4 protein-coding genes are annotated in these 12,813 nt (G+C 51.7%); 2 read left to right on the top strand and 2 right to left on the bottom strand.

Annotation, left to right across the window (positions count from 1 at the left end):
- Positions 1 to 472: 472 nt before the first annotated feature.
- Positions 473 to 3,418, top strand: a complete 2,946-nt coding sequence (locus tag CSR04_RS15930; protein WP_102797291.1) for a TonB-dependent receptor domain-containing protein — start codon at positions 473 to 475, stop codon at positions 3,416 to 3,418.
- A 406-nt stretch (positions 3,419 to 3,824) separates the two neighbouring features.
- On the opposite strand, the gene CSR04_RS15925 is transcribed toward CSR04_RS15930, so the two are convergent.
- Positions 3,825 to 5,240 carry an FAD-dependent oxidoreductase gene (locus CSR04_RS15925; RefSeq protein WP_102797290.1) on the bottom strand — a complete coding sequence of 472 codons (1,416 nt, stop codon included), beginning with the start codon at positions 5,238 to 5,240 and terminating at the stop codon, positions 3,825 to 3,827.
- Between the two features lie 15 nt (positions 5,241 to 5,255).
- Entirely contained in the window at positions 5,256 to 9,722 is a 4,467-nt protein-coding gene (gene gltB / locus CSR04_RS15920) for a glutamate synthase large subunit (protein WP_102797289.1), read from the bottom strand.
- A 694-nt stretch (positions 9,723 to 10,416) separates the two neighbouring features.
- On the opposite strand from gltB, the gene arcB reads away from it, so the two are divergent.
- The gene (gene arcB / locus CSR04_RS15915) at positions 10,417 to 12,759 is read left to right on the top strand and encodes an aerobic respiration two-component sensor histidine kinase ArcB (RefSeq protein WP_102797288.1); all 2,343 of its coding nucleotides are present in this window, start codon (positions 10,417 to 10,419) and stop codon (positions 12,757 to 12,759) included.
- The last annotated feature ends 54 nt before the right edge of the window (positions 12,760 to 12,813 follow it).

The following is a 12,813-nucleotide window of genomic DNA, read 5'->3' as shown; positions in this document are numbered from 1 at the left end:
TTTCAAAAATGCAATAAATCAAAAATTATGTTCTAAGAGGTGGTATCTCAGATACTTTTCGCTCCTGTACCTCCATCCATGCTTATGAACCGCTATCCGCGCACATCAAAATGCAGGCTGTGTTATCTGGATTTCCGCCATTCCATATGGCCTGTACCGATATGTTGGGACCTTCTGGGTCTTATCCTGGCTGTGCTTGGCTTCTCTATTTGTGTAATTATTACTTTACTGCGTTGTAAATATAATGTTGCTATTTGGTGCGTTCTGATTAACCTGGAAGTATCAGTGTGTCAAGTTAATGTATTGAATTATAAGAATTAAAACTTTTATTCCGTTGTCTGGATAAGCATTCTGATTGTGTTGATTTAACAGATCATTAACCCATATTGCCCATTGAGATACGTTATTAGATAGTCTGCTGGCGTGTTCAGATACATGTGCCAATAAGTCTAATAACAGATGGGGTTATGCGATGCATAAAGTGCTTACAAAGACCGCGATGGCCGTCTCAATGGCGGTTTCCTTACCTTCTTTTGCTCAGGATACAATTTCAGATACACAAGATACTGTTGAGAATATCTCGGTCACAGGGTCGCGTATTATGCGTACCAGTGCGCAGATGACCACACCGACCACCGTCATCGATGCCCAGACCATCAAGGTGTCCGGGGTAAAGAATATCGGTGAATTGTTGCACCAGATGCCAGCCCTGGTGGATGGCATCGGCAGCACCAATATTAATGACAACGATGACAATGATTTGGGTAAGGCTGGTTTGCAACTGGCAAACCTGAGAGGGTTGGGGCAAATGCGCACTTTGGTGCTGGTGGATGGCCGACGCCATGTACCCGGAGCCGCGGGGGAAGCGTCGGTTGATCTAAGCATGATCCCGGTTGAGCTGGTGGAGCGGGTCGAGATCATCACTGGTGGAGCCTCGGCAATCTATGGGGCCGATGCGGTTACCGGTGTGGTTAACTTTATCATGCGTAAAAATTATGACGGACTGGCGCTGGATGCGTCGGTGGGCCGTTCATCCCGCAGTGATGCCGACAACCGGGATGTGTCGTTATCCTTCGGACAGAACTTTGCCGACAACCGGGCTAATCTGACTTTCCATCTGAACTACTCCAAACAAGACGAAGTACCGATGACTGCAAGGGACTATGCCAATCAGCGTCCCAGCTTTCTGGCCAACCCTGAGAATACCGGTCCGGACGATGGCATTCCGAATACGGTGTTTACCCCGGATATTCGTTTCCAGGCCCTGAGTGAAGAAGGCGTGTTTTACGTACCCAACGACAATTGGGTACTGGCTGGTACGCCCTTCGATATTATCAATAATCCGCTGCCCCCGACTTTCGCTGATGATCCGTTTGGCCTGGGTTACGACACCTTTATCATTGACCGGGACAGCGGTCAGTTTCGTGATTTTATCCCGGGCAAAAATTGTGCGGTGGTGCCTTGTGACGGCGGAGACGGCTTTCGTACCGCAGAAACCAATACCCTTCGTCAGCCTACTGAACGTTATCTGGCCAATATCAGTGGTAACTACGACGTCAGTGACAACCTGTCACTGTTCAGCAATCTGAAATACGGCAAGGTGGAGTCGGCGGCCTCGGGCCAGGCCAGTGTCTTCCATGATGACAACTTTGGCCCGCTAATCGCTATTCGCAGCGACAATCCGTTCAGGCCGCAAGAGCTGGTGGACGTGATGACCGCCCGCAATCTGGATGTAGTGGCGCTAGCGGTAGTGGGCCTGAACAGCCGCAATGTTAACAAGCGGGAAACCCTGCAATTCACCTTTGGTGGTGAAGGGTTCTGGCGCGACTACGGTTATAACTTCTATGTTCAGCACGGCAAAGTGGAGTCCAGTTCAACCTCTCAGGACGTGCTGAATGAGCGCTACTATGAAGCGCTGGATGCCACCACTGATGCGCAGGGTAATCCGGTCTGTCGCAGCGGTAATAGTGCCTGTGTACCGTTCAATCCAATCAATAACCAGGCCAGCCAGGCTGCCATTGATTATGTGGCGGTAACGCTACGTCAGGAAGATGAGATTAAGCAGACGCTGGCATCCTTTTCCTTAAATGGTGATCTGTTCGAGTTGCCTGCCGGTATGGTGGCCTTTGCTGCAGGCCTGGAGTATCGCAAGGAGAGTTCATCCAGCATTCCAGATCCTCTGGCTCAGGCCGTGGACGCCGATGGCGTGGGTTCCGGCTTGGTGGGAAGTCGCACGGGGCCAAGCCGTGAGGAAAATAGCTATCTGAATCCGGTAAAAGGCAGCTTTGATGTTAAAGAAATATTCGGCGAAGCCATAGTGCCGTTGTTGGAAGACACGCCGGTAGCAGAAAGAGTGGAGCTGGAACTGGCCGCCCGTCTGGCTAATCATAGTGAAACAGGCTCGGATGTGACCTATAAATCCGCCTTGAACTGGACCTTTAACGATATGTTCAGGTTGCGAGGCACCTATTCCAAGGCGGTACGAGCACCCAACATTCAAGAGCTGTTTGCGCCGAATTCTATTGTCGGCGCGCGGGTCACTGACCCTTGTCACAATACCGAACTGGACAACGGCCGTGATCCGCAAAATCGGCGTGCCAATTGTCAGGCGCTGGGTATTGACGAGAATTTTGTCTCTGAAGCTTCATTTGGTACCCGTCAGGTTATCACGCGCGGTAATCTGGCGTTAAAACCGGAAGAAGCCGATACGCTGACTCTGGGATTAGTGGTGACGCCGACTCAAGATCTGAACATGGCCATTGATTTTTGGGATATTGAGATAACGGATGCCATCACCAGCTTCGATGCCTCTGACGTACTGGCTAATTGCGTTGACGGCGCTGGCCTGAATGAAGAATTCTGCAGCCTGATTAAACGTGATGGTGAAGGCCAGATAAACAATATCTCGGTGCAGAATATTAATGCGTCAAAGTTTGCCGCCAGGGGAACTGACCTGGATATCTCCTATCGTTATGCTCTTGGAGACGGTGAACTGGGTTTGACCTTTAAAGGTACTTACCTGGACAAGCGTGAGTTTCGCCAGAACCCTAATGATCCCGAGGACATCAGCAGCCTGGCCGGACGCTGGGACTTCCCCAGGGTCCGTGCCCAGGTGAATACGGTATACAGTACCGGCAGCCTAACCTTGGCATGGGGAGTTAACTACGTCGGTGAGTCCACCTTTAACAAAACCGCTCAGCCTGAGGAATACCCAGATTGGTTTGACAATAAAGTACCGTCCTACTTTAAGCACAATCTGCATCTGGGCTATGGCCTGACCGAAAACATCAACCTGTATCTGGATATTAACAATCTAACCGACAAGCAACCGGCCTTCCTGCCTAACATTAATAGCGGCGGTACCTTATATGATGGTCTGGGTCGTTATTACACGGCGGGGATTAATGTCAGGATGTAAATTCGGCACATAACACAACAGGGAAACCCTGGATGGGGTATGTCCATGGAAGGACGGTATGCCGATGTTGCAGGGAGCATTCATCGGCGATGTCCATGGAAGGACGGGCAGAAAACCGCTCCTGCGTTTTCTGCACTTCCACCCTCCATGGTGGTCGTATGCCGATGTTGCAGGGAGCACTCATCGGCGATGTCCATGGCGTTCGTATGCCGATGTAGTAGTGAGCATTCATCGGCTATATCAATGCAGTGGGTCGACAATCATGATCTACGTCTTTGTAGCTCAAAGCAGGTCAGCTAAAGCTGTTCCATAGCCTTGCATAGGCTATGATGCCCTGGTGTTTTCTGTACAGCCATTCTCCCTGGTGGTAGTACAGAAATCACTGGGTACTTTTGTCAGCCATTTTTCAGACGTTCAGATAATCCAGCATGCCTTCTGCGGCCTGACGGCCTTCGAAGATGGCGGTGACTACCAAGTCCGAGCCTCTGACCATATCGCCACCGGAGAATACCTTGGGGTTACTGGTCTGGAACGCATATTTACCTTTGGCTGGTGCCCTGACCCGACCTTTTTCATCCAGAATAATACCGAAGTCAGCAAACCAACTGGCCGGACTGGGCTGGAAGCCAAAGGCGACAATAACTGCATCGGCTTCCAGGATATGCTCAGAGCCGGGCACGGCTTCCGGACTGCGACGACCCGCTGCATCCGGTGCACCCAATTGGGTTTTCACCAGTTTGACGCCACAGGCGTGGCCGGCTTCATCAACGGCGATATCCAGCGGTTGTAGGTTAAACTGAAAATCCACGCCTTCCTCGCGGGCGTTTTGTACTTCACGGCGCGACCCAGGCATGTTTTCCTCGTCGCGACGATAGGCACAGATGACCTTTTCAGCACCCTGACGCACCGCCGTGCGCACACAGTCCATGGCGGTATCACCACCGCCCAGTACCACGACCTTCTTGCCTTGCATATCGACGTAGTCACAGGCGGATTGCTCCAGACCCATTAACTTATTGGTATTGGCAATCAGATAGGGCAGGGCTTCATACACGCCGGGCGCGGATTCGTTGGCAAAACCGCCCTGCATATATTTGTAGGTGCCCATCCCCAGAAATACCGCATCGTATTCGTCCAGTAGTTGCTGGAACTGAATATCCTTACCGATTTCGGTATTCAGTACGAACTCCACACCCATTTCGGTAAAGATTTCGCGGCGCAGTTGCACCACTTCTTTTTCCAGCTTAAAGGCCGGGATCCCAAAGGTCAGCAGCCCGCCAATCTCGGGGTACTTGTCGAATACCACCGGGGTCACGCCATTACGAACCAGAATATCGGCACAGGCCAGACCTGCTGGGCCGGCACCAACAATGGCTACCCGTTTATCGGTTTTGACTACCCCGGACATGTCCGGCCGCCATCCCATTTTAAAGGCGGTGTCGGTAATAAATTTCTCGATAGAGCCAATGGTCACCGCGCCAAAATCGTCATTCAGGGTGCAGGCCCCTTCACATAAACGGTCTTGTGGGCACACCCGGCCACAGACTTCCGGCAGGCTGTTGGTTTTGTGTGACAGCTCGGCAGCTTCCAGAATCCGCCCTTCATTAGCCAGTTTTAGCCACTGCGGAATATAGTTGTGCACCGGGCACTTCCATTCACAGTAAGGGTTACCGCAGTCCAGGCAGCGATCGGCCTGACCGGCAGCCTGACTGTCACTCATAGGTTGATAAATCTCGGCAAACTCGCTGCGACGAATAGCGGCGGGCTTTTTCGGAGGATCGATACGTTCAACATCGACAAACTGATATACGTTCTTTGCCATACTGCTTGTTCCTCCTTACTGGGCCTGCACGCGCAACTCGGCGCTGGAGCGGCTGATATGTCCCAGCAGATTCTTAACGTCGCTGGTCTTTGGCTTAACCAGACGGAACTGCTTCAGGTATTTGCTAAACTGGCTGAGGATCTCAAGTGAGTGCTCGCTGCCGGTTTCTTCGTAATGTTGGTTGATCAGACCACGCAGGTGCTCGACCAGGATGGGCTTATCTTCAACCCCCATCACTTCTACTAAATCGCCATTCACGCGACGGTCAAAGTCATTGGCCTGATCCAGTACATAGGCAAAGCCGCCGGTCATACCGGCCCCGAAGTTAACCCCGGTTTGCCCCAAAATGGCGACGATGCCGCCGGTCATATATTCACAGGCGTTATCACCGGTGCCTTCCACTACGGCAATGGCACCCGAATTGCGAACCGCAAAACGTTCACCGGCTCGGCCAGCAGCAAAAAGTTTGCCGCCTGTTGCGCCGTACAAACAGGTATTACCCATAATCGCGCTGTCGCGGGTCGCGTAGTGCACACCAACCGGTGGGTGGATGGTAATCTTGCCACCGGTCATGCCTTTACCCACATAGTCGTTGGCATCACCAATCAAATGCAGCTCCAGACCGCCTGCATTCCATACGCCAAAGCTTTGACCAGCTGTGCCAGTTAAGGTGATACGCAGCGGATAATCCGCCATCCCCTGGTTGCCATGTTTTTGGGCGATAAAGCCAGAGATGCGCGCGCCCACCGAACGGTCGGTATTGCGGATACTGTAGCGCCAGTTACCGCCTGACTTGTTCTCTACGGCAGTTTTAACATCGTCGAGAATGCGCAGATTCAGTTCGCCCTTGTCCATTGGTGCATTGGTCACCTCAGAACAGAACAGTCTGGTATGTTCACCGGCCTGGGGTTTGGCCAGAATCGGCGATAGATCCAAACGCTGCTGGCGGGCATTGATACCGTCAATCACTTCCAGCAATTCGGTACGGCCAATCAGCTCTTCCAGTTTACGTACGCCAAGGGCAGCCATCAGTTCACGCACTTCCTGGGCAATAAACTTAAAGTAGTTCATGACCATTTCTGGCAGACCGATAAAATAGTTGTCACGCAGGTTCTTATCCTGTGTGGCCACCCCCGTGGCGCAATTATTCAAATGGCAGATACGCAGGTATTTACAACCCAGTGCCACCATCGGGCCGGTGCCAAAGCCAAAGCTTTCCGCCCCCAGGATGGCGGCTTTTATCACATCCAGGCCGGTTTTCAGACCGCCGTCGGTTTGTACCCGTACTTTATGACGCAGGCCGTTTTCCACCAGGGCTTGCTGGCTTTCTGCCAGCCCCAGTTCCCAAGGGCTGCCGGCATATTTTACCGAGGTCAGCGGGCTGGCCCCTGTACCGCCGTCATAACCTGAGATGGTAATCAGGTCGGCATAGGCTTTGGCCACACCAGTGGCAACAGTGCCGACACCAGGTTCAGATACCAGTTTGACCGAGATCAGGGCGTTGGGATTGACCTGCTTAAGATCAAAAATCAACTGCGCCAAATCCTCGATAGAATAAATATCATGGTGTGGCGGCGGTGAAATCAGGGTGACACCGGGTACCGAATAGCGCAGCTCAGCAATGTATTTGTTGACCTTATCGCCGGGTAGCTGTCCGCCTTCACCGGGCTTGGCGCCCTGTGCGACTTTAATCTGCAGCACGTCGGCATTGACCAGATAGTGCGGGGTGACGCCAAAACGACCAGAGGCCACCTGTTTGATACGGGAATTTTTCTCGGTACCGAAGCGGGCCGGATCTTCCCCGCCTTCGCCGGAGTTGGATTGACCGCCCAGTCGGTTCATGGCAATGGCCAAAGCCTCATGTGCCTCAGGGCTTAATGCACCGATACTCATGGCTGCCGTATCGAAACGTGGGTACAGCGTTTCTGCTGCTTCCACTTCATTGATATCAATGGCCTGGTCGCTGAATTTCAGCTTGAACAGATCGCGGATATGGGCGGCAGGACGCTGGTTAACTAACTCGGCAAAGGCCTGGTAGTCGGCATAGTTGCCACTGACTACGGCTTTTTGCAAGGTGCTGACCACGTCGGGGTTGTAGGCGTGGTATTCACCGTCGTGCACATATTTAAGCAGGCCGCCATGGCTGATGGTTTTGCGCTTGATCCAGGCAATGCGGTTAAGGTTTTGAATGTCCTGCTCAAAATCATCGAAGTTGGCACCCTGGATACGACTGGGCACACCCTGGAAGCACAGCTTCATCACGTCCTGGTGTATACCTATGGCTTCAAACAGCTTGGCGCAGCGATAGCTGGCCACGGTGCTGATGCCCATTTTCGACATAATCTTAAACAGGCCCTTATTAATGCCCTTACGGTAATTCAGCACGGCGTCCATTACCGGAATATCCAGTTCACCCTTGTCGGCCATTTGCTCAATCACTTCGTAGGCCAGGAACGGGTATACCGCAGTGGCACCCAGACCTAGCAGCACGGCAAAGTGGTGTGGATCGCGGGCTGAGGCGGTTTCGATGACGATATTGGCGTCACAGCGCAAGGCTTTTTCCACCAGACGACGCTGTACGGCGCCGACAGCCATAGGGGCCGGAATCGGCAGACGGTTAGCCTTGATTTTGCGGTCCGACAGGATCACAAAGGCGGCCTTTTTTTGTCTGACCAGATATTCGGCCTCATCACAAACCCGCTTAATGGCGGCTTTCAAGCCTTCTTCCGGCTGATAGTTCAGATCAATGACTTCCGAGTAATAGTGCTCGGAGTCAAATTCACGCAACTGTTTCAGGTCGGTGTAGAGCATAATCGGCGATTCAAACAGCACGCGATTGGCGTAACCCGAGGTTTCGCTGAATACATTCTGTTCGCGGCCAATACAGGTGGCCAGCGACATCACATGGTTTTCCCGCAGCGGATCAATGGGCGGGTTGGTGACCTGGGCAAACTGCTGGCGGAAGTAGTCGTACAAGGTACGATGCTTGCTCGACAACACAGCCATGGGGGTGTCGTCACCCATTGAGCCTACTGCTTCCTGGCCGTCTTTGGCCAGCACCTTAATGACTTGCTGAATCTCTTCGTAGCTGTAATTAAACTGCTTGTAGTAGGTATTCATCATGTCGTCGTCAAACAGCCGCACACCAATCAGGCTGGCATCGCATTTCTGAATGGGCAGCAAGCGACTGATATGCTTGTCCAGCCATTCCCGGTAAGGATGGCGGTTTTTCAGATCTTCATCTATTTCACTGGAGCGCAGTACTTTGCCGGTGTATGTGTCCACCGCCAGCATTTCACCGGGACCGACCCGGCCTTTTTCCAATACGTCTTCTGGCTGGTAATCCCAGATACCAATTTCTGAGGCCAGGGTAATCAGGCCATCTTTGGTAATCACATAACGGGCCGGGCGCAGGCCATTCCTGTCCAGGTTACAGGCTACATGACGACCATTGGTCATCACGATGCCGGCCGGGCCGTCCCAGGGCTCCATATGCATGGAGTTGAACTCATAGAACGCCTTAAGATCCGGATCCATAGTGTGGTTATTCTGGTAGGCAGGTGGCACCAGTAAGCGCATGGCACGAAATAAATCCATACCACCGGCCAGGAACAGCTCCAGCATATTGTCCAGTGACGAGGAATCAGAGCCCTCGAAATTCACAAAAGGGGCCGCGTCATGTAAATCGGGCAACAGCGGCGTGCGGAACTTATAGGTACGAGCTTCAGCCCACTCGCGGTTACCGCGAATAGTGTTGATTTCGCCATTGTGAGCCAGGAATCTGAATGGCTGGGCCAGCGGCCATCTGGGCAGCGTATTAGTAGAAAAACGCTGGTGGAAAACACAGATAGCCGATTGCATGCGTTCGTCTGCCAGATCCTGATAGAAATTAGGCAGATCTTTGGGCATCACCAGGCCTTTATAGATGGTGACCAGATTCGACAGACAGGCAATGTAAAAGTCCGGATCGTGGCTCATGCGTTTTTCAGCACGGCGACGCGCCATAAACAAACGGCGTTCCACATCTTTTTTACGCCAGCCTGGCGGGGCATTGACAAACACCTGCTCAATCTGGGGCAGACCGGTTAATGCCAGTTCACCCAACAGCGCCGGATTAGTCGGCACCACGCGCCAGCCCTGTACATCCAGAGTTTCTTTTTGCAACTCTTCATTAAGGATATCGCGAGCCTGCTGGGCCAGTACCGGATCCTGGCTGAGAAATACCATGCCGACGCCGTATTTCTTGGCCAGCTTCCAGCCATTCTCCTCGCCAATGGCGCGGAAGAATGCATCGGGCTTTTGCAGCAGTAAACCACAGCCGTCACCCGTTTTGCCGTCAGCGGCTATGCCGCCCCTGTGCTGCATACGATCCAGCGCATGGATAGCGGTCTTTACCAGACTGTGGCTGGCCTGCCCTTGTGTATGGGCGATCAGGCCGAAACCACAGTTATCCCGAGAATCGTTCGGGTTATATAGTCTCATTACTCATGACTCCTTCAACCGTTCGACTGGGCAGGGTGATGTTTTTTATTCAGGGATGGCATGTGCTGGACTCTTTTTGGTCCGTTTTCTCATGCGCCTGTGTCGTTAGGATGACCTGTTACAGGTTCTATTTTTATTTGGGGTTACCAGTCTTTCTTTCTGAACAGAGCGGTTTTTTCCCTACCGCCGCTATTCTTATCGCACCGGACGTATCCAGTATCGACGCCTCTTGGCCCTAAGGCCGGTTCCGCATTCCTATTTGTATATTGGCCGACCTCAAGCCTGTCTGCACCAATAACGAATCTTTATGCACTCATAAAGTGCGGCTAATGAAAATACCACAATGCTTCGACAAATCAATTCCCCCTTAGTAATAAGGTTGGAATGCGAATAGCTATTTTGAGGTAAAGTTAGGATAAAAATCCCAAAACGGTCGCCATCTGACCAATTTGATGTTTTGGTTTTTAGCATATAACTAAAAATCCTAGTGGTATAGGCTGACCAAGAAGGCTGAAGAAGGGGCTTTTTTAAGAATACTTTGGTTGAATTTATATACGTTAAATGTGAATAAAAATTCCAATCTGCGCGCTTGGTGATTTAGCTGCGGCTGATAGAACGGGTATAAATTCAGCTTGGGGAATCGGCCATGCTCTTGCTAGGATGCCGACAACTATTGTCAGCGGAAATTCTCTTCATGCAGCAAGCTTCCAATCAAAATGAGTCCTGGGCCATTCGTTTTGCCCAGTTTGTCGGGCGCTTTGGCACCTTGCGAATCAGTATCCTGTTTGTGTTGCTGACCTTGATGTTTACCATCGCCGGCTCTTACTTTATCCGTTTGTATATGACTGGTGAAGTGCATCTGGAAGACTTTATTTCTGCGATTATGCTGACCCTACTGAGTGCGCCCTGGGTGCTGTATTTTTTCAGTGAACTGGTCAGGCAACTGGAAACCAGTCGGCACAACCTCAAAGATGTGGTGGCGCAGTTAGAAAGTCTGCGCGAAGAGGATGTGCTGCTGAATCGTGAACTGCAGAATAATATCCGCCAGCTCAATATCGAGATTGAAGAGCGCCGTAAGGCGCAGGAAGACAGAGAGAAGGTCTTCGCTGAGCTGGAGCAGGAAATTCATGAAAAGTCAGAAAAAGAGCAACAGGCTCTGCGATTATCCACCTTATTGCGCTCTATTATTGATGCCAGTCCGGATTTAATTTACTACCGCAATGAAGAAGGACGCTTTGCTGGTTGCAATACCGTAGCAGAGCAAATGACGGGTAAGACCGAAGCCGAGCTAATTGGCCTGACTCCTCATGAAGTGTATGACGAAGATCTGGCCCGGCAGGTGGTGGAAAGTGACCATGAAGTGCTGGAAAACAATATGGGCATCACCGAAGAGCTATGGCTGCGCTTTGCTGATGGCAGCAAGCGGTACTACGAAATGCGTAAGGTGCCGTTTTTTGACAAAGAGGCCAATCGCCTCGGTTTGCTGGCCTTTGGCCGGGATATTACCGAGCGTAAACATTCGCAGGTGGCATTGGAAAAAGCCAGCCGGGATAAGACCGCCTTTATTGCCACAATTAGCCACGAACTGCGTACCCCTTTAAATGGCATTGTCGGCTTAAGCCGTATGCTGCGCGATACAAAGCTGACCGATGAGCAGTACAGTTGGGTCAGTACCATCTACGCCAGTGCCATCACCCTGGGGAATATCTTTAACGACATTATTGATTTGGACAAGCTGGGCCGGGACAAGCTGGAACTGGCATTGAAAACTGTCAGCCTGAAAGATTTCTTCGGTGAATTGTCCAGTATTATCCAACTGTTGGTGGCCGATAAGAATCTGAATTTCCAGACCCAGATGCTTGAGCCGTTGCCAGATTTTGTCGAAGCAGACGGCACCAGGTTACGCCAGGTGCTGTGGAATCTGCTGTTTAATGCAGTGAAGTTTACCCAGCAGGGCTCGGTCAGTTTTACGTTGTCGGCAGAAACGCCTAAAAACGGTATTTGTAACGTGCTGTTCAAGGTGGCAGACACCGGGGTGGGGATCCCTGAGGAAGAGCTGCATAAAATCTTCGCCATGTATTATCAGGTCAAACACCCTGATCACCAAAGCGCAACTGGCACCGGGATTGGCCTGGCAATCTGCAAAAAGATGGTTGAACTGATGCACGGCGATATCCGGGTCAGCAGTGAAGTCGGCAAGGGCACTTGCTTTACCGTTGAGTTACCTCTGGCTATCAGCACCCGTCCAGCCCAGTTGGCCGAAATCAGGGTGACGGGTCTTAAAATCCTGCTGGTGGAGGATATTGAACTGAACGTGATGGTGGCCAAAGCGCTGCTGGAGAAACTCGGTCAGACAGTGGAAGTGGCCATGACCGGCCGACAGGCGCTGGATATGGCGCGGGCCAATGAATATGACCTGATTTTGCTGGATATTCAATTACCTGACATGACAGGTTTTGACGTGGTGGGCAAAATGCACGAGGAAGAACTGGTCACCGGCACGCCGGTCGTGGCCTTGACCGCCAATGTGATTAAGACCCGCCAGGAGTATCTGGACCAGGGCATGGATGACGTTATTTCCAAACCAATCAAGAAGAGCCGGGTGGTCGAGGTATTTAATCAATTGTTCTGTGATGCCTCTGAGTTGCCTCGTTTACCTGAAAGTAGCCAGACCAAGAGCGAATCCGTGCTGGATCTGGAGATGCTGCAGATGCTGGTGGACACTATCGGCGCGGAAATGCTCAGCACCAGCGTTAATGTGTTTAACCAGAGTATTCCTCAGTACATGGAAATTCTGCTTACCAATCTAAGCGCCAAAGACAAGGATGAGGTCTGTGCCCAGGCCCATAAGATCAAAGGCGCGGCAGGCTCGGTGGGGCTTTCCAGAGTGCAGAAAATTGCCAATCAGATTCAGCAGGGCGATCACCCCGCCTGGTGGCAGAATGTGTATGACTGGGTAGAAGAGCTGCAGGAAGCCCTGAAACTGGATATGCAATCTCTGCATAACTGGTTGTCTGATCAGACCATTGACGACTAGCCTGCAGCATCCCGATTAGCCTTCGTGGTTGAAAACTCTTGCACCACGAAGGTT

The organism is Bowmanella denitrificans (assembly GCF_002887595.1).
In the GTDB taxonomy this organism is placed as follows: Bacteria; Pseudomonadota; Gammaproteobacteria; order Enterobacterales; family Alteromonadaceae; genus Bowmanella; species Bowmanella denitrificans.
Note: the sequence above shows the minus strand (reverse complement) of the source record. Positions and strands in the feature narration are given on the sequence as shown.

Excerpts from the sequence above, each read along its gene's own strand:
- arcB (WP_102797288.1), top strand. The coding sequence starts at position 10,417 with ATGCAGCAAGCTTCCAATCAAAATGAGTCCTGGGCCATTCGTTTTGCC.
- CSR04_RS15925 (WP_102797290.1), bottom strand. The coding sequence starts at position 5,240 with ATGGCAAAGAACGTATATCAGTTTGTCGATGTTGAACGTATCGATCCT.
- gltB (WP_102797289.1), bottom strand. The coding sequence starts at position 9,722 with ATGAGACTATATAACCCGAACGATTCTCGGGATAACTGTGGTTTCGGC.
- CSR04_RS15930 (WP_102797291.1), top strand. The coding sequence starts at position 473 with ATGCATAAAGTGCTTACAAAGACCGCGATGGCCGTCTCAATGGCGGTT.